Source organism: Isachenkonia alkalipeptolytica, from assembly GCF_009910325.1.
Classification (GTDB): Bacteria; Bacillota; Clostridia; order Peptostreptococcales; family T1SED10-28; genus Isachenkonia; species Isachenkonia alkalipeptolytica.
Genome location: NZ_SUMG01000005.1, coordinates 22582 through 40849, shown reverse-complemented (window position 1 = coordinate 40849; position 18268 = coordinate 22582). Strand labels below are relative to the sequence as shown.

16 protein-coding genes are annotated in these 18268 nt (G+C 45.1%); 10 read left to right on the top strand and 6 right to left on the bottom strand.

Translation table 11 applies throughout. The features are described from left to right. Positions 1-66 precede the first annotated feature (66 nt). A complete protein-coding gene (gene recJ / locus ISALK_RS05650) occupies positions 67-1791 on the top strand; it encodes a single-stranded-DNA-specific exonuclease RecJ (protein WP_160720025.1) in 1725 nt (574 codons plus the stop codon). Positions 1792-1881: 90 nt separating this feature from the next. On the opposite strand, the gene ISALK_RS05645 is transcribed toward recJ, so the two are convergent. Beyond that, complete coding sequence (locus tag ISALK_RS05645; protein ID WP_160720023.1) at positions 1882-2127, bottom strand: hypothetical protein; 246 nt, start codon at positions 2125-2127, stop codon at positions 1882-1884. Between the two features lie 194 nt (positions 2128-2321). Then, entirely contained in the window at positions 2322-4436 is a 2115-nt protein-coding gene (locus ISALK_RS05640) for a pullulanase (RefSeq protein ID WP_160720021.1), read from the bottom strand. A gap of 202 nt (positions 4437-4638) precedes the next feature. Between ISALK_RS05640 and ISALK_RS05635 the strand changes: the two genes are divergently transcribed. From ISALK_RS05635 to pnpS, 7 genes are all read left to right on the top strand, one after another. After that, on the top strand, positions 4639-5571 hold the full coding sequence (locus ISALK_RS05635) for a phosphate ABC transporter substrate-binding protein (RefSeq protein ID WP_160720019.1): 933 nt from the start codon (positions 4639-4641) through the stop codon (positions 5569-5571). 183 nt (positions 5572-5754) lie between these two features. After that, a complete protein-coding gene (gene pstC / locus ISALK_RS05630) occupies positions 5755-6732 on the top strand; it encodes a phosphate ABC transporter permease subunit PstC (protein ID WP_160720268.1) in 978 nt (325 codons plus the stop codon). Continuing rightward, positions 6733-7620, top strand: coding sequence for a phosphate ABC transporter permease PstA (pstA, locus tag ISALK_RS05625; protein WP_236660278.1), 888 nt, complete (start codon positions 6733-6735; stop codon positions 7618-7620). A 20-nt stretch (positions 7621-7640) separates the two neighbouring features. Beyond that, entirely contained in the window at positions 7641-8414 is a 774-nt protein-coding gene (pstB, locus tag ISALK_RS05620; protein WP_160720017.1) for a phosphate ABC transporter ATP-binding protein PstB, read from the top strand. A 115-nt stretch (positions 8415-8529) separates the two neighbouring features. Beyond that, on the top strand, positions 8530-9189 hold the full coding sequence (gene phoU, locus ISALK_RS05615) for a phosphate signaling complex protein PhoU (protein WP_371723595.1): 660 nt from the start codon (positions 8530-8532) through the stop codon (positions 9187-9189). 125 nt (positions 9190-9314) lie between these two features. Continuing rightward, positions 9315-10019: a response regulator transcription factor gene (locus ISALK_RS05610; RefSeq protein ID WP_160720013.1), complete on the top strand. Its 705-nt coding sequence runs from the start codon at positions 9315-9317 to the stop codon at positions 10017-10019. Further along, on the top strand, positions 10016-11776 hold the full coding sequence (gene pnpS, locus ISALK_RS05605) for a two-component system histidine kinase PnpS (protein WP_160720011.1): 1761 nt from the start codon (positions 10016-10018) through the stop codon (positions 11774-11776). The genes ISALK_RS05610 and pnpS overlap by 4 nt, the downstream gene beginning before the upstream one ends. Positions 11777-11893: 117 nt before the next feature. Here the strand turns inward: pnpS and ISALK_RS05600 are convergent, their stop codons facing one another. The 4 genes from ISALK_RS05600 to ISALK_RS05585 form a co-directional block, all read right to left on the bottom strand. Next, positions 11894-12667: a SurA N-terminal domain-containing protein gene (locus tag ISALK_RS05600; protein ID WP_160720009.1), complete on the bottom strand. Its 774-nt coding sequence runs from the start codon at positions 12665-12667 to the stop codon at positions 11894-11896. A 162-nt stretch (positions 12668-12829) separates the two neighbouring features. After that, positions 12830-13570 (bottom strand): SurA N-terminal domain-containing protein, encoded by a 741-nt coding sequence (locus ISALK_RS05595; RefSeq protein ID WP_160720007.1) that lies wholly within the window; start codon positions 13568-13570, stop codon positions 12830-12832. Between the two features lie 114 nt (positions 13571-13684). After that, positions 13685-14269, bottom strand: coding sequence for an indolepyruvate oxidoreductase subunit beta (locus ISALK_RS05590; protein WP_160720006.1), 585 nt, complete (start codon positions 14267-14269; stop codon positions 13685-13687). A gap of 44 nt (positions 14270-14313) precedes the next feature. Beyond that, positions 14314-16197 carry a thiamine pyrophosphate-dependent enzyme gene (locus ISALK_RS05585; RefSeq protein ID WP_160720005.1) on the bottom strand — a complete coding sequence of 628 codons (1884 nt, stop codon included), beginning with the start codon at positions 16195-16197 and terminating at the stop codon, positions 14314-14316. A 252-nt stretch (positions 16198-16449) separates the two neighbouring features. Between ISALK_RS05585 and ISALK_RS05580 the strand changes: the two genes are divergently transcribed. Both ISALK_RS05580 and ISALK_RS05575 read left to right on the top strand, forming a co-directional pair. Continuing rightward, a complete protein-coding gene (locus ISALK_RS05580; protein ID WP_160720004.1) occupies positions 16450-17625 on the top strand; it encodes a GerMN domain-containing protein in 1176 nt (391 codons plus the stop codon). A gap of 224 nt (positions 17626-17849) precedes the next feature. Next, a complete protein-coding gene (locus tag ISALK_RS05575; protein WP_160720003.1) occupies positions 17850-18236 on the top strand; it encodes a GntR family transcriptional regulator in 387 nt (128 codons plus the stop codon). Positions 18237-18268: the final 32 nt, after the last annotated feature.

Here is an 18268-nt window from a genome sequence, read left to right as displayed (position 1 = left end):
TTAGAATAAACAACAGAAAAAGAATAGTAAAGGTAGAGTCAATAACAAACAAAGGAGCAGCCTCTTATGCATAAAACCCTATGGAAAACAGTAGAAGGCAAAGGCAATGAAAATGTTGAAATACAAGGGGTCGACCCGGTTATCACCAGGATCCTTGAGCAAAAGGGGATCACCGATGTGGAAGAGATTCAGGAGTTTTTAAGTGCTAAACCGAAAAAAACCTATGATCCTTTTTTGATGAAGGATCTGGCCCAAGCCTGTGACCTGATTGAAAAAGTTTATAATAACCGGGGACATATTCTGATTTACGGAGATTATGACGTGGACGGAATCACCTCCACGACCTTACTGATGGATTTTTTCCAAGGTTTTTATAACAACACCTCCTATCATATCCCCAATCGGCAGGAAGAAGGTTATGGTCTAAATCTGGAAACCCTGAAAGAATTGGTGAAAACCCGGAAGCCTGAACTTTTAATATCCGTAGACTGTGGAATTACAGCATTGGAAGAGGTGGATTTTTTAAAGGAACAGGGAGTGGAGGTAATCATTACGGACCATCACACACCGGGAGAGGAGCTGCCGAAATCCTTGGTGATCAATCCTAAAAGAAAAGACTGTGATTATCCCTTTAAAGAGCTTTCCGGCTGCGGTGTGGCCTTTAAGCTAACCCAGGGCATTCAACGAAGGCTGCAGTTGGGAAAAAAAATCCTGAACCAAAACCTGGATCTTGTGGCTCTGGCGACGGTGGCGGATGTGGTTCCCCTAAGGGATGAAAATCGAACCTTGTTAAAGTATGGACTGCAAAGAATCAATGAGCGTCGCCGCCTGGGACTGAAAGTTTTACTGGAAGAAATTCGCCTGGGGGATAAGAAAATCACCCCGGGGCATATCGGTTTTATGATCGGCCCCCATTTCAATGCCGGGGGAAGAGTGGCCGAGGCCCGTACGGGAGTAGAGCTGTTGATGACCCGGGATCAAAACCGGGCAAGGGAAATTGCCCGGCATCTGGCCCGGTGCAATGAAGAACGACAGGAAATTCAGCAAGTGGGACTGGAGCGGTGCTTAACAGAAATCGAAGAAAAGTACTCGGAGGATGATTTTTTAATTGTGGATCTGCCCGGGCTTCATGAAGGGGTGATCGGCATCATAGCGGGAAGAATTAAAGAGATTTATTACCGGCCGGTGTTGGTACTGACGAATTCTGAGGATCCGGAGGTTTATAAGGGCAGTGGCAGAAGCATTGAGGGTTTTGACTTATACTACGAAATGTCTGGCTTTAAAGACCTTTTTCAGAAATTTGGCGGTCATCCTGCGGCCTGTGGACTTTCCCTGGAAAAAGGCAACATTCCCCGCCTTCGCCAAGAGCTGAATAAGCGGGCGAAGGAGCTGAAAGAGGAGAACCCGGAGCTGTTTTTGAAAAAGATTAAGATTTATGCCAAATTGGAGGAAGAGAAGCTTCATAAAGGATTTATTGACACCATACACCAAATGGAGCCTTATGGTATGGGAAATGAGAAACCCCTTTTTCTTTTAGAAAATCTCAGGGTTCCCGCTAAAGGAAAACAGCGATTAGGGAAGGAAAAAACCCATTTGAAATTAAAGGGAAGAGTTCCCGGAGGAAAGCAGGAGCTGGAGGCTATTGGGTTTAATATGGTGGAACAGTACTTTGAAGAGCTTCAAAGCCCCGATGCCCTGGATGTGGTCTTTTTCCCCGAAATGAATGTATGGAAGGGACGGGAATCGGTACAGTTGTTGATTCAAGACCTTCGAAGCCGTGAAGAGGAATAAAAAGCAAAAAAGTCCCTTGAAAGACCTATGAATAGAGGTCTCTCAAGGGGCTTTTTTGCTTTCATAATAGTTTTCCTCACCGGTGATTCCTTAACGTAAAAAACCAAATTGGTTTATCAGTACAGGGAAAAATAGAAAAATCACGGCAATCACCGTCATCACCCAAATGAGCTTCTTATAGCGTTTGCTCATTTTTCCCTTTTCCATCTGTATATGAACATAGGCTAAGGAACCGGCTGCAAGAATAATAAAAATCGGTCGATAAGGTGCCAGGGATTGAAAGAAGGAAAGGCCGAAGGTCCCTAACCCGAGGGACACTAAAATCACCGGACCCACTCAGCACATCATGGCAAAAAACGAAGCGATAACAGCACCGAATCCGGAAACTGTGGATTTGATACGATTCATGGTTTGTTCCCCCTCATTTCATAAAATGATCATGTATACAGTACAGTGTAACATAAAAATAAAGTAAAAGCTATTAAATGAGAAGGGTTCTCCTTGGGGGAGAACCCTTTCAAGGTTTTTAACTAATACCCCGGAGAAACTTCTTTCGTTTTGATAATCACTGGGGTTAAGGGTTCCAGGTAAATGGATTGATCATCTAAGAAAAAGCCCTTAGGATCAGAAATATTTTCGGTTCCTGCTCTTTCCCGGTCCACAAGGACTTTCCCCTGTCGCAAATCATGGTGCAGGGTAAGTTTTCGAGAATTTTGGTCTGCATTAACGAAAACGTAGTAGGCTTCGGTTCCTTCCAGATTTTCCAAACGGTAAGCGATAACCAGGTCCCAACCCCCGATTTCCGGTGCATGGACTTTGGTTACCTTACGAAAAACCGCCTCCATGGTTTTATGACGGAAGGCATCACTGGAGCGCCTCAGATGGATCAGTCCCTTGGTATACTCCTTGGTTTGGGTATGAAGGGGGTATTTTTCCGGATCCTGTATCCGGGCCCAATGAAAGAGATTTACCGCATCGCTGGAGTCATAGGAGTCATGGATAAAGTAAGGGTATTCAAAGGGGTTTCCCTCTTTATCAACCATAAAAGTGGATTTATAAGGGGGGTTTTTCACCGGAGATTTATAATCCGGGTGCAGAAACTGCTTGGTACGCCCGTACTCCTGGCCTGCGTGTAAAAATGCGGTTCCCTGGGCGGTGAGCACCATCAGATTGCCTAGGCGAATCCGCCGTTGAATCTCCTCTTCGTGGTATTTCGGATCCTTTTTGATGGACTGGGCAATCACATCATGAAGGGTAAGGTTATCATGGGCCTCGATATAGGGCACCACATCTCCCGGATGGCTGGCCTTAAAATTTGAAGGCATGGCCCGAAGGTTGTCATAGATCCGGTGAATGCTCCGGGGGCCGCCGGTTAAAAACCGGGGTTCTCCTTCACTGCCGAAGCCGGACTTCAGTTCGTTTCGAAAGTCATCGGAAAAAGAGCCCACGCTCTGGGTATACTGCATCCAATCCTGGTCCGCGGCCAAAACCCGTTTAGCCCCTTCGTCTCCCGCAAAGGTTCGCCAGCCCTCGCCGATCATTAAAATATCAGGGTTGAGTTTTTTGCTTTCATCATAGGCCATTTGAATGGTTTCCGCATCATGGTCCCCCATCATATCGAATCGAAAACCGTCTACTTTGAACTCTTTAACCCAGTAAAGAATGGAGTCCAGAAGAAGCCGGCGAGCCATTTTATGGGTGGTACCTAAGCGGCCGCCGCCAAAACTTTCCCGGGGGGAACCGTCGGCATTCATAAAATGGTAATAGCGGGGTTCCAAGTCTTCGAGAATATGAATCGAAGCGGTGTGGTTGTAGACCACATCCAGAATAACGCCCATACCCCGGCGGTGAATTTCCCGGATCAGGGTTTTAAATTCCTCAATGCGTTTTTTCGGGTCCTTTGGATCCTCGGAGTACATCCCCGTCAGGGCGAAATAACTGTGGGGGTCGTATCCCCAGTTGTAATTATTGCCTTTAGAGGAATATTCCATAATCCGCTCTCCCCGCCGGTATTCATTGGCGAAGTAATAGCTCATAATCGGGAGGAGCTGGATATGGGTTACGCCCAGGTCCTTGATATAGTCCAGTCGGTCGATAAAGGCGGTGAAGGTTCCAAAGGGGTGACTCAGCGTGGAAGCAATATCCGGATCCGACGTAAAATCCCGAACATGGACTTCATAAATAATGCCGTCCTCCCGCTTTTCGTAACCGGGAATTTTAGCAAAGTCTAATTCAGGACCGATCATCGAAGGATTCACAATTGCCCCTTTACCAACTCGGTTTCGGGAGTCATCCTGGTTCCAAATGGCCATGGAGGGAGCGTAAGGGTCCAGAGCCAGCACACTTTCCGCCTTGCGGGTAATTTTATAATGGTAGTAGTAGCTTTCTAAACTTTCCAGCCCCGTATTATCCTCCCCTAGGGTGATATGCCAAGAGCCGTTTTCCCCTTTTTCCATTAGAAGATCCTCTTGAATAACATTGTAGGGATCCTCTTTGTCATATAAAACCACAGAAACCTCTTGGGCACTGGGAGACCAAAGGGTAAGGGTGGCGCTGCCGTCGTCATGCAGTCTTGGACCTAAGGGTCCTTTATATTTCGGTCGGCCGGAGCCGTTGGTATATACTTCATTGGTCAAAAAATCCATTGTTTTCCTCCTTTTGGATAAAACACTTTCGCTTAACTACTATATTATCATATATTGAAGTTTTTGAGAAAATAAAACCTTAACAGTTACTTAACATTTCTTTAACACTTCCTTAACCATAGAGGCCTTGAAAGAATCTATACTAAGCTTGTAAGCAAGAATACAACATTAAAGCAGGATAAAATCAAAGGAGGAATTCACAGTGAAAAAAGCAGTTCTGGTATTGGCACTTATTTTATTCGGATCCTTAGTACTATTCGGATGTGGAGAAGAGAACGAAGAGGCATCGGACAACGGAGGAAACCATGTGGAAGACGGAAACAACGAAGATAGCGGCGACAATGAAGAAAACAGCGATATGGATTTTTCAAGAATGATCGAAGCAAGAGGTTCCGACACTATGGTAAATTTGGGACAGCGATGGGCGGAAGAATTTATGAATGAATACTCGGAAGCCAGTATGTCCGTAACCGGTGGGGGATCGGGGACGGGAATTGCAGCGATGATCAACGGAACCATAGATATTGCCCTTTCTTCAAGAGCGATCCGGGAGGATGAAATTGATCAGGCGTCGGATAACGATGTGGAAGTGGTGGAACACATAACGGGAAGAGACGGAATTGCCATTGCGGTGCATCCCGACAACCCTGTGGAGGAACTGACCATGGCGGATCTGAAAGCGATTTTCACCGGAGAAAAAAGAAACTGGAGTGATTTTGGAGGGGAAGACGCTGAAATTACTTTGTACTCTCGGGAGTCCAACTCCGGAACCTATGTGTTTTTTAGAGAGTTTGTGTTAGAAGACGAAGACTATGCCTCTTTTGCCAATTTGATGCCCTCGACCCAAGCCATTGTTGAAGGGGTTATTCAAGATGAAAAGGGCATCGGATATATTGGACTGGCCTATCTTGATGATGACGGCATCAAAGGGGTGTCCATCGCAGGGGAAGAAAGTGCAGAAGCAGCCTATCCCAGTATGGAAAATGTTATTGCAGGAGATTATCCCGTGGCAAGACCCTTGTTTTTATACACCGACGGAGAACCGGAAGGCGTGGTAAAGCTGTTTATGGACTTTGTCATGAGCGAACAGGGACAACAAATTGTGGAAGACATCGGCTTTGTACCGGTACAGTAATCCGGGATTAATAGTAAACATTTAAAAATTCATGATCAACCCTCTGCCAAAGGCCTTGAAGAAAAGAAGTAAAGGCTGAGGCAGGGGGGAAATATATTTTAAAAACGATGGGGATCGTTGAGAGGGATTGAAAAAGTTTATTGGAAGAAATACTGAAATGTGAGGTGTTACTCAGTGAAAACAATGTTTGATAGTATCCTGGCAATTGTAAAGCCCCAGGGAGGAGAAGGGATCAATCCCCGGGAAAAACTTGAAAACAGCTCCTGGAACTTAACCAAAAGTTATAAAAATCGAATTCGGGAGTTTTTGATCGAAAAGATTATATTTGTATTAGGTGTCACCGCTCTTCTGATTATGGGACTGATTTTTGTGTTTTTGATTCAAACAGGGATCCGTTTGTTTGATGATATTAGTGTGGGACAGTTTCTTTTTGGCAGAGAGTGGTATCCTAATGCCACGAATCCAAGATTTGGGATCCTTCCCATGATTGCAGGGTCCCTTATGGTAACGGTGGGAGCAATCTTAATCTCCGTCCCCATAGGAATTGGCAGTGCCATTTTCATAGCGGAAGTGGCACCGCCCAAAACCAAGACGGTGTTTAAGCTGATTATAGAATTTTTATCCGCAATACCCTCGGTAGTACTGGGTTTTTTAGGGATTGTGGTACTATCGAACTGGGTTCGAATCAGTTTCAATTTATCTTCAGGATTTACGGTGCTTACGGGATCCATTGTAATCGCCTTAATGGCACTGCCTACAATTATCAGCGTATCCGATGACGCCATAAGGGCCTTGCCGAAAGAATACCGGGAAGCCTCCCTGGCCCTGGGAGCCTCAAAGTGGGAGACCATTAAAAATGTCCTCCTTCCCGCGGCCTCTTCAGGGATTATTGCAGCGGTTATGCTGGGCGTCGGACGAGCCATCGGGGAAACCATGGCGGTAATGATGGTCATGGGTAATGCGGTGCAGATTCCATCCACCTATCTGGAATCAGGAAGGACCTTAACGGCGACGATTGCCGCGGAAATGGGGGACACCGTACGAAACGGTACCCATTATAATGCGCTCTTTGCCATCGGTGTGGTGCTTCTTATTATGACCAGCGTGATTAATACCATTTCAGAGTGGGTTTTACACCGGGCTCAAAGGGAGGGAAAATAAATGGAAAATAGGGTTAAAGATATGGAAATGAAAGGGGATCGGCAAAAAAAGATCCGAGAAAAGCTGATGTTCGGTCTGTTTACCCTTTGTATGTTGGCCGTCGTTATTCCCACCTTGCTAATCATCGGATTTATCGTTGTAAAGGGAATTGGTACCGTGAACTGGAGTTTTTTAACGGAGATGCCTTCTATGGGGATGACGGAAGGAGGGATTTTCCCTGCGATTGTGGGAACCCTCTATCTTGTAACGGGGACTATTGTTTTTTCATTGCCCCTGGGAGTGGGCGCCGCCATCTATCTTACGGAATACGCAAAACAGGGAAGACTCACAAGAATTATTCGAATTGCGGTGTTAAATCTGGCGGGGGTGCCCTCCGTGGTGTACGGCCTGTTCGGCCTCGGCCTCTTTGTGTTCTTTCTCGGGTTCGGATCCTCTATTTTAGCCGGTTCCTTAACCTTGGCCTGTTTGATCTTACCGATCATCATCACCACATCGGAAGAGGCGATTAAAAGCGTACCCGACAGTTACCGGGAAGCTTCCTTAGCCCTGGGGGCCTCGAAGTGGGAAACCATTGCCCGGGTGGTATTGCCCCAGGCTATTCCCGGGATTATGACAGGAAGCGTACTGGGAATCGGAAGAGCCGCCGGGGAAACCGCCCCCATACTCCTTACAGTAGCGGCGTTTTTCATTCCGAGACTGCCCGGTTCTATTTTTGACCAGGCCATGGCCCTTCCCTATCATCTGTATATTGTATCCACCCAGGTTCCGGGTATGCCGGAATCCATAAAATACGGAACCGCCTTGGTGTTACTGGGTGTGGTGGGCGTGTTTTTCGCTATCGCCACTGTCATACGATTAAAATTTAAACAAATGAATCATATGGAATAGATTTCAAAGGAGGAGTTAATATGTCGGATGTAAGAAATTCGAATGCCATTATCGAGGTGAAAGATTTAAATCTGTATTACGGAGATTTTCAAGCCCTGAAAAATATTGACACCGGAATTGAAAAAAACAGGGTCAGTGCCTTAATCGGTCCCTCCGGTTGCGGAAAGTCCACCTTTCTTCGAACTCTTAATCGAATGAATGATTTGATCAGCGGCGTAACCACCAAAGGAGAGGTAACCTTTGAGGGAAGACAAATTTATGATCCGGACTTGGACGTGGTGGCCCTCCGGAGAAAAATCGGTATGGTGTTTCAAAAACCCAATCCTTTTCCCAAATCCATTTACGAAAATGTGGCCTACGGTCCTAAGAGAAGCGGTGTGAAAAATAGAAAAGATTTGGATCAAATTGTGGAGGAAAGCTTAAAGGAAGCAGCCCTATGGGAAGAGGTGAAGGACCGTCTTCATAAATCCGCTCTGGGGCTTTCCGGAGGGCAACAGCAACGATTATGCATTGCCCGGGCTCTGGCCATGAAACCCCAGGTATTGTTAATGGACGAGCCCACCTCCGCCCTGGATCCCATTGCCACCAATCGGATTGAAGAGTTGATTACCCAATTAAAAAAAGACTATACTATTGTGATTGTAACCCATTCCATGCACCAGGCCGCACGGATATCCGATAAAACCAGCTTCTTCTTAATGGGAGAGCTGATTGAACAGGGGGATACGAATAAAATCTTTACCACCCCCGAGGATCAACGAACCGAGGATTATGTAACGGGACGATTCGGTTAAAAAAAATGAAAGATGCAAGAAATTTGAAATAGGGGTAACCAGGGAAAGAACCTATGAATATCCGGTAGGGGCAGAAGGATTAGGGTATAAAAGTGTTATAAATTTTATAAAAGAGGTGGATAAATTGCGAAGCCAATTTCAAGAGGAATTAAAATCATTAAATATAAAACTGTTAAAGATGGGATCCATGGTGCAAAATATCATTGAGGTATCGGTACAATCCTTGGCGAAACAGGATTTGAATCGGGCAAGGTCCGTGTTTGAGCTGGACGATGACATTGATGCCTTAGAACTGGAAATCGAGCATCAGTGTATGAACTTAATTGCCCTGCAGCAGCCCATTGCCCGAGATCTTCGAACCATCGGCACGATTTTAAAAATCATCACGGACCTTGAGCGGATGGGGGACCATGCAGTGAATATTGCCAAGGTTACCCTGGAAATCGGAGAGGATAAACTGATCAAGGCCCTGATTGATATTCCCAAAATGGCCCGGCTCACCGAGGATATGGTCAATAAATCCCTGGACGCTTTTATGCATGAGGATATCGACTTGGCCAAGGAGCTGGATCACTATGATGACCAGGTGGACGATCTTTATGAAGCCATTTATTTAGAACTTATTGAGATGATGTTGGAGAACCCCGATATAATTAAACAGGCCACCCAGCTATTGTTTATCGGAAGGTATTTAGAGCGTACCGCAGACCATGCAACAAATATCGGCGAGCGGATTATTTACATGGTCACAGGGGAACGGATGAAGATTAATTAGAAACAACGGAAGATATTGAACAGAGGAAGCCGTAAAATGGTATAATAGCCATAAAAGGTATCAGAAAAAACTACAATAAAGCTGGGCAAAGGCCCGGCTTTTTTTACAAAGGAGGAAGGCCGGTTATGGCAAAGAGGATACTGATTGTTGATGATGAAGATCATATTCTGGAGCTGATTTCCTTTAATTTGGAAAAGGAGTATAAGGTAATCACTGCGGGGAGCGGAGAAGAAGCCCTTGAAAGATTAAACAGGGAAAAGGTGGACTTGATGATTCTGGATTTGATGCTTCCTGGAATGGACGGTATTCAGGTATGCAATAAGATCCGGAATCAAGAAGAGCTGATGCATCTTCCCATTATTATGCTCACCGCAAAAAGCGAAGACTCTGATCGAATCCTGGGCCTGGAGGTCGGAGCCGACGACTATTTGCCCAAGCCCTTTAACGTCCGGGAACTGCAAGCTAGGATCAAGGCCGTACTTCGCCGAAGCGGCGATCATAAAGGGGACGGGAAAAATCAGTATCATATCCGGGATCTGACCCTGGATCTTGAGAGCCGGGAGGTTCGTAAAAACGGAGAGGTCCTTCCGCTGACCGCTAAGGAATTCGATCTGTTAAAGTTGTTGATGGAGCATCAGGGAAAAGTCTTATCCAGAAATTTCTTGTTGGATAAAATATGGGGCTACGAGTATTTTGGAGAGAGTCGGACCGTAGACGTTCATATTCGGCACCTCCGTATGAAAATCGGGGAGGAGGAGGCACATCCCTATATTTTAACAAAACGAGGGATCGGATATCAAATGCTTCGGGAAGAAGGGGGAAGGGCATGAAGAAAAAACTGACCCTACTCTTGCTGGTAGTTTTATTAACGGGAACCCTTCTTGCGGGACTGTTACCCATGAGTTTTATTCGAAGCCGGTATATTGAAGAGGTGGAAAATCGTCTGTTGGATAATGCAAAGCTGGTGGAAGGATTTCTTCTGGAGGAGGTAGATGAAGAGACGCTACAAAGAAGAGTGCTGTCCATCGGCGAGGTGTTGGATGCAAGAATAACCATTGTGAATGAAAATGGCCGGGTGTTGGCGGATACGGCCATGGGGGAAGATGGGTTCGAAAACCATTTAAACCGGGAGGAGATACAGGAATCTCTACAGGGGCAGGTTGGTCGTTCTGTTCGGGTTAGCGAATCCGTGAATGAAGAGTTGCTCTACGTGGCAATCCCCAGATATTTGAGCGACGGGAGCATACAAGTGGTTCGACTGTCTCTATCCCTTTCGGAAATTCAGGCAATCAACCAACAGATGCTTACTTATGTACTCATATCCATCGGTGCCGGGGTAATACTGGCTTCGATTTTAGGCTATCGTTTTATTAATAAATTTCTCGAGCCGGTGAAAAAGTTGAAGGAAACCTCCCGGGAAATTGCCAAAGGAAACTTAAACCGGTCATTGGAGGTAAGCAGTAATGATGAGCTGGGAGAACTTTCCGAGACCTTTAATGAAATGCGGGTACAACTGAAGCATTCCTTTGAAGAAATGGAGGATCAAAACGTTAAACTCCAGGCGCTACTTACCAGTATTACCAATCCCATAATTGCGGTAAATCCCAAGAAAGAGATCATCCTCTTTAACCCGGCGGCGGAGACGCTGTTTGAGACCAAAGGAGAAGCGGTATATGGAAAGCATATTTTGGAAGTGGTTCGGGATCATACCTTAGAAGAGCGGGTAGAGGAGATTTTTGATCAGAACCGGGAAACCCAAATGGAATGGGAGTTAAAGTATCCGAGCAAACGGCATTTAAAAGTGAATACCAGTCTGATCCGGGTGCCTAAGGATCCTAATCGGAGCCTGGGAATCGTCGCCTCCATTGAGGATCTCACAGAGATGAAAAAGCTGGAAACCATGCGTTCCGACTTTGTGGCCAATGTATCCCATGAACTGAAAACCCCCTTGACCTCCATAAAAGGGTTTGTGGAAACCTTGAAAAGCGGTGAGGTGGAAGAAGAAGAACAACGACAGCGGTTCTTAGGAATCATTGAAATCGAAGCGGAAAGACTGACCCGGTTGATCAACGATATTCTTACCTTAGCTGAAATTGAAAGCCATGGTAAGTCCGATAAAGAAGCATCCATAGATGTACAAACCGCAATTGAAAGTTCTCTGGATATCATCCGGCCCATTGCAACAGCAAAAAATATTCAAATTTCTGTGGAGGTGGAAGAGGATCTTCCGAAGATCCAAGGCAAGGATGATTGGTTTAAGCAGATGCTGATAAATCTCTTGGATAACGGGGTGAAATACACCCCGGAATCCGGGGAAATTGAGCTTAAAGCTTATACACAAAAGGGCAGAGTTTATCTAAGGGTTAAAGATAACGGACTGGGTATTCCAAAAGCGGATGTAGATAGGATTTTCGAACGTTTTTACCGGGTGGATAAGGGCCGCTCCCGTAAGGTTGGGGGAACCGGCCTGGGGCTTGCCATCGTAAAGCACGCGGTAAGGTCGTTAAACGGTCATATTGAGGTAAAAAGTAAAGAAGGGGAAGGGACAGAATTTACAGCGAATTTTCCTTCGGATAAAGGGCAGTAAAAAGAAAACCCCTTCCCATGATATTTCTGTCGAAGAGACAAAAGTAACATGGGGCGGGTTTTATTGGTAAGCCGTAGCTATTTTATGGATGTGCAGTCGGTGCTGTGGCGAGGGTGTTTAGTACAGCCGCTCAATGTCGCTTTCATCCATTAATTCAGCCACATAGGCCTGTTGTTGTTCCTGAGCTTTTTGCTGTTGCAACTGGGCGATGAGTTGCTCTTCGATTTCTTCTAGTGGGAGAACTTCTTCTCCTTGCTGCTCCTGAGCCATTTCATACTGGGCATAGAAGGCTTCAATTTCTTCATCGGTAACTTCAATGTCGTCGAAGTTCAGTTCGGTTTCAAACAGCTGGGAAATCAAGAGTTCTTCATAAACCATTTGCTCAAGATCCTCTTCCGTTAGGTTGTCCGCTTCAAGAGCTTCCTGAAAACCCTCTTCCCCGCCGAATTGTTGAACGAGCATGCCGATGTTTTCATCAATTTCCTCATCGGTTACTTCCATTCCCTGGTTCTCCGCTTCCTGGGTGAGCACCCGTTGACCGATTATGTTTTCAATGGTTTGATGTTGCAGTTCCGGAAGGAGCATGGCATTTTCATCAGCATCCAGATCAATACCATATTGCTGTGCCACCATTTGTTTCGTTCTTTCAAACTGGGCCTCAAATTCTTCCCGGGTGATTTCTTCACCGTTGATGACCAATAGGGCTTCATCGGCATCGAAATCTTCGAGATCCAAGGCCTCCGGTCCCTCCATATCCCCGGGGGCTTCTTCCTGGGATCCGTTTTCTTCTGCGGTTCCGTTATCACCGTTATCGTCGCCATTACCACATGCAGTCAGTAAAAAGATGCTTAAAACCGCGATACCGAAAAGCATAATTCTCTTTTTTGTCAAAATAAAACCTCCTATATTATTATCATCGATCGAATAGACAAAATTTCATACGTTAATAGTTTAGTACAGAATGTGACAAAAGTCAATTCTCACGGGAAAAAGTCCCAACCGCAAAAAACCCTTTAAAGACGTATGAAAATGTCTTTAAAGGGCTAGTCAGGTCTAATTGAAAAAATATTCTATGTCACTGTTATCGATTAAGTTCTCGACGTAATTCCGTTGTACTTCCTGGCGGCGGCGCTGAATAAGGGACTGGGCCAGTTCATCCTCAACCTCTTCGAAGGACTCGGGCTCACGGCCCATGTCTTCCCGTTGCTTGACGAAGCGATCGTAAAGGGCGTCGAGTTCCTCTTCGTCATAGCTGATGTTATTTAAATCCAACTCCTGCTCATAGACTGCGGTTATTAATTGATCCTCTTCAATGAGAACTTCCAAATCCTCCCGGGTAAGCTCCCGGTTTTCCAGAAAGGATTCAAATTCCTCTTCACTGCCCTGTTGCTGGATGATTCCCTGAATCTGTTGATCTACAAAAGAAGAGGGAACGGTTAGGTCCAGCTCCTCGGAGCGTTGTACCAGGGCTCGTTGTTCAATCAGGTCGTTCATTGCCCGGATCTTCAGCTCCTCGGCAATATCACCGTGTTGGGGGTCGTCCAGGTCAAGGCCCTGTTGTTCCTCGTATTGGTGCTTTAATTGAAGAATGTAGGTATCAAAATCTCCCTGGGTAATCTCATCACCATTTACTCTTACCAAAACCTTTTCTGTGTCATAATCCGGGTCGATGCCGTTTTCCTGTTCATCAACCGGGTTATCCTCACTTCCGGTTTCCATTTCGTCTTCGCAGCCACTAAAGCTGAGTAAGGCAATAAACAAAATTGGCAATAGCCATAATATGCTTTTTTTCAAAATAAAACAACCTCCTAAGATATATTATTTTACAGTGTAATAGAAAATTTCAGAAATGTCAATCATAGGAGGTTGTGTTTATGAAATTGTAACCCTTATAAGGGGTTTCGATTGTTAGGACTTTGGTTTGAAGTTTTCGTATCCGTAATCAAAGGCTTTCATGTTGACCTCGATGGCTTTTTCCGGAACATTTTCCCGAAGGGTTTCTTTCCAGATGTCCACGGGAATCGGTAAAAATTGGGCCATTACCCCAAGGAGAACCGTATTGGCGGCCTTGCGATTCCCTAATTTTCCGGCATCAGCGCTAAAGTCGGAAAGATAGTGCTCGTAGCGTTGAAAAAATTCGCTGATTTCCTCACTGGGATAGGCCACCTTCTCTAACAGGCTAGGGGTAGGATAGATTTCCTTCGTATTGACGATCACTTTGGTATTTTCATTTAGAAGATGCTCCCAACGTTGTCCTTCCAGGGGTTCTAATCCTAATAAAATGTCCGTTTTTCCCACTGGAATATTGGGGGAGTGCACTTTTTTACCGATTCGAACAGAGCCCCAAACCATTCCCCCACGCTGGGCCAGGCCGATAACGTCATTGCTTTTTACATCATATCCGGCCTTTAATGCAGCCTTGCAGATGACATCCGTGGTTAGTACGAGGCCTTGCCCTCCGACACCGCCTAGCATAATATTTTTCGTCTCCATAGTTTCCCTCCTTGAAATTTAATGAGAATTTTCTCGAAAAGTCTTTATTTCGGATCCTCGTTTTGATCCTCATTGTTCAGCTTCATCTTCTGGTATTCCTGACGCTTGTATTTTGCGCTGCCTTTTTTGCTGTGATCCGGATGTTGTCCCTTGGGCTGAATGGCATCCACCGGGCAAACCTGGGCACAAACACTGCAGCCTGCGCACATAGAAGGATCAATGGAAGATTTCAGTTTATCGATGTTGTGATATTTTTTCATTCGGATCGGCGGGCAGTTGGTTTTTATGCAGTTTCGACAACCGATACAAACATTGGGATTCACATAGAAGGTGTTTTCCTGAATTTTGAATTTCAGGGCGCAGGGTCGCTTGGCAATAATAAAGGAGATCCCCGGTTTATTGGTTTCTTCAGTAATCACTTTTTTCGTGGCTTCGTAATCAAATTGATCCACTTCCACCACGTTTTCGTGGCCTATGGCCTGGATGAAAGTTTTAATGTCCACATGCATATCATCGGCGGAGGTGTAGTTTCCTGAGGCTGCGGTGGCTTGTCCTCCGGTCATGGCCGTGGTTCGATTATCCAGTACGATAAAGGTCATATTATCAGTTTCATTTTCCTGGTGCAGCAGGTTTACGAAGCCCGGCAGTCCCGAGTGGAACATGGTACCGTCTCCGATTACGGAAACCAGGGGTTCGGATTTTCCGGTTAAGGCATTGGCCTTGGTCATCCCCTTGGTAATGCCTACGGTGGCCCCCATGCTGATGATGGAGTCCGAGGCCTGGAAGGGCTCAAACATGGCCATGGAGTAACAGCCGATATCGCCGATGACCCGTTTGCGAAGCTTTTTTAAAATATCGAATATCGGTCGGTGGGGACAGCCTGCACAGAACAAAGGCGTTCTTTTCACACTGTCTACCGGGGCACGATCCGTAGTAGTGCGCTCGGTGATAACCCCTGCTTTTTTCAATCCCTCTTCAATATCTTCCGTGTGCAGCTCTCCCGTAAAGGAGAAGTATTTCTTCCCTTCGCATTCAATACCCATCATTTTGATTTCCGTTTCGATCACCGGCATCAACTCTTCAATGACGATAATCCGTTTAAACTTTTGGGATAATTCCTGAAGTCTCTTTGGTGAAAGGGGATAAACCATCCCCAGTTTGTAGATGCTGAGATTAAGATCCAGTTCTTTTAAATTATGATAGAGAAGACCGGAGGTGACGATTAAGGTATCCTTATCTTCCCCTTCCTCAAAAGTGTTCAATTCGGAGTCGTAAGCAAACTCCTTCAGCTTATCGATCCGATCTTTCATGGAATGTTGGAGAGGATGGGTATGGGGTGGGATCATACAGTATCGTTCCACGTCTTTTTCAAAGACTCGGGGTTCCACTTCTTTTCGTTCGCCTAAAACCACGGGGGTTCGACTGTGGCATACCCGGGAAGTGATGTTTACCATCATGGGTAAGTGATATTCTTCGCTAAGATCAAAGGCGGCCTTGGTATAATCGATGGCTTCCTGGGAATCCCCCGGGGCCACAATACCCATATTGGCAAATTTCCCTAAAATCCGGTTATCCTGCTCGTTTTGGGAGCTGGCCATGCCCGGATCCTCTCCGGTTAGGAGGACAAAGCCTCCGTTGGTTTTGGTTTGTGTAAAGCTCATCAACGGGTCGGCGGCAATGTTCACACCGACATGCTTCATGGAAGCCATGGACCGTACACCGGCAAAGGAACCGCCGATGGCCACCTCGAAGGCTACCTTCTCGCTGGTGGAAAACTCGGCATAAACTTCCTCGTAGTCTTTAATGCTATCTAAAATTTCCACGGTGGGGGATCCCGGGTAGCTCGCCGCTAAAAGTCCGCCGGCTTCATAGAAGCCTCGGGCGATGCCCTGATTCCCTGTTAAAACCATTTTCTCATGGTTACTCATTCTTTCACGCTCCTTCATAAATTTTTTAAAATAGAATTTCTAACAGTATTTATTTCATACCCAAAGTGTAAAGATCTAACAAATAATTTTTTGCGAAGGGCCAGATCCGGTAGAAAGAATAGAAAGTGGGTATAAATATAAATAGCTGGAACGAGGGTATAAACTGTTATCCAGTGGATTTTATAAATATAACAGCGATAGAAGGGTTACTGGAAAAGAAGGCATACAGGGAAAGTATGAAGGAGTGGGAATATGAAAAAATTAGGATTATCAGGAATGATTATTTTTCTTATTTTTGTTTTGATTTTAGTAGGTTGCTGCACGAACAACGGGGAAGATAACGGAGTGGTAACTCCTCCAAATGGTGAAGAGGAAGAAAACGGTGATGAAGACGAAAGCGATGAAAATGCAGGAGAAAACGCTGAAAATGCAGGAGAAAACGCTGAAGAAGCATTAAGCAGTTATGATTTCTATCCGTTTTTGCAGAATGTACGACTTCATTATGACGGAGCAGGCAGTGAGTATGTAGAAGAGAAAATCCATTTTGATTATGTTTATGAAAACCGGGCACAAATCCGACGACAAACCGGAGGTACGACTTTGTTGGAAGTTATTCATCACGATGATGGAAAAGTGTATTCGGTTTTTCAAAAAGGTGAGTCTTACCGAAGAGAGAGTTTCTATAATCTGGACTTACTGGAGGTGGAGGATGCGGAAATTCTCATTATGGACCCGATTGAAATCGGAACTCAGTGGGAGGTTAGGGAAGGTGTCCTTAGAGAGATCACAAATGTGGGGATGATACTCGCAACCCCTGCGGGAGAATTTGAAGTAATTGAAGTAACCACTTATGAAGAGGACAGCACCTTCACCGTTTACTATGGAAAAGACTACGGGAAAGTAAAAACCCTATTCGAAGCCGACGAAACGGAAATTTATACGGAGTTGGTGGATGTTGATGAGGACTACCAGGTAGTGGAAGAGGTAACGTTTTTCTATCCGGAATTTAATGAAGACCGTTTAGTATACTTTGAAGAAGCGATCCCTTTGGCAACCAACGTGGAGATTGAAGATATTTTTGAACAGTATTTCCGCCGGTCCCCAAGGGAAGATTCCGATGAATATGTAGGGCTAATGAGTGAAAACACAAGCATCAACTTTATTCGTTTAAATCGGGAAGATTTTGTGGGTCATATCGATTTCTCCGAGGAATTTGTAACCGAAATGAATGCAGGGACGACTCTTGAAAGCATGATTTTATCCAGTGTGGTAAGGACTGTGGGCGAATATTTTAGGGTCGGCGAGGTTAAGCTTACCATTGAAGGGGAACCTTACACATCGGGACATTTTGAATTTCAGGAAGGAGAATACCTGGAAAACACCCCTGGAGACAATGAACAGGAAATTGAGAAGGTTTGGATGGATTAAGGATATTTGAGGAAGCTCCCAAGAAATAAAAGGCAAGTGATAAACCCCGGAAGCAATGAATTTCCGGGGTTTTAACATGGAGAAAGTAAAATGAGGGAATTCCAAAGAAAATTAATGTACCTGGGTATAAAAAATAGATATAAATGATTGACAGTAGGGGCAAGATGGTTTATATTAGCAGTGTACTGTTTAATTAGTGCACTAATTCTCTTGGAGGTGAGTTTATGGAATTTCATCACTCAAGGCCGATCTATGAACAAATTGTGGAGGAATTTAAGAAAAAACTGATTCGAAAGGATGTAGAACCGGGAGAAAAAATTCCTTCTCAAAGAGAGTTAGCTCAAGAAATTAAAGTAAACCCCAATACGGTACAGCGGGCCTATCGAGAGATGGAAAATGAAGGTATAACACAAACCCTTCGGGGTAAAGGTACTTTTATTGTGGAAGACCGGAGGATGATCCGCCGCTTCAAAAAAGAAATGGGCCAAAAGACCTTAAATAGATTTCTTGAAGAAATTGAAGCCCTGGGTTATAAAAAAGAAGAGATTCCTTCCTTAGTCCAAGACTACATACAGGATCAAGAGGATAGGAAGGACAGTGGGACGGAGTGATTGTCCTATTTGAGAAATACGCGGAATAGAAC

Coding starts and splice junctions, on each gene's coding strand:
- recJ (WP_160720025.1), top strand. CDS start 67: ATGCATAAAACCCTATGGAAAACAGTAGAAGGCAAAGGCAATGAAAAT.
- ISALK_RS05640 (WP_160720021.1), bottom strand. CDS start 4,436: ATGGATTTTTTGACCAATGAAGTATATACCAACGGCTCCGGCCGACCG.
- pstC (WP_160720268.1), top strand. CDS start 5,755: ATGTTTGATAGTATCCTGGCAATTGTAAAGCCCCAGGGAGGAGAAGGG.
- pstA (WP_236660278.1), top strand. CDS start 6,733: ATGGAAAATAGGGTTAAAGATATGGAAATGAAAGGGGATCGGCAAAAA.
- pstB (WP_160720017.1), top strand. CDS start 7,641: ATGTCGGATGTAAGAAATTCGAATGCCATTATCGAGGTGAAAGATTTA.
- ISALK_RS05610 (WP_160720013.1), top strand. CDS start 9,315: ATGGCAAAGAGGATACTGATTGTTGATGATGAAGATCATATTCTGGAG.
- pnpS (WP_160720011.1), top strand. CDS start 10,016: ATGAAGAAAAAACTGACCCTACTCTTGCTGGTAGTTTTATTAACGGGA.
- ISALK_RS05590 (WP_160720006.1), bottom strand. CDS start 14,269: ATGGAGACGAAAAATATTATGCTAGGCGGTGTCGGAGGGCAAGGCCTC.
- ISALK_RS05585 (WP_160720005.1), bottom strand. CDS start 16,197: ATGAGTAACCATGAGAAAATGGTTTTAACAGGGAATCAGGGCATCGCC.
- ISALK_RS05580 (WP_160720004.1), top strand. CDS start 16,450: ATGAAAAAATTAGGATTATCAGGAATGATTATTTTTCTTATTTTTGTT.
- ISALK_RS05575 (WP_160720003.1), top strand. CDS start 17,850: ATGGAATTTCATCACTCAAGGCCGATCTATGAACAAATTGTGGAGGAA.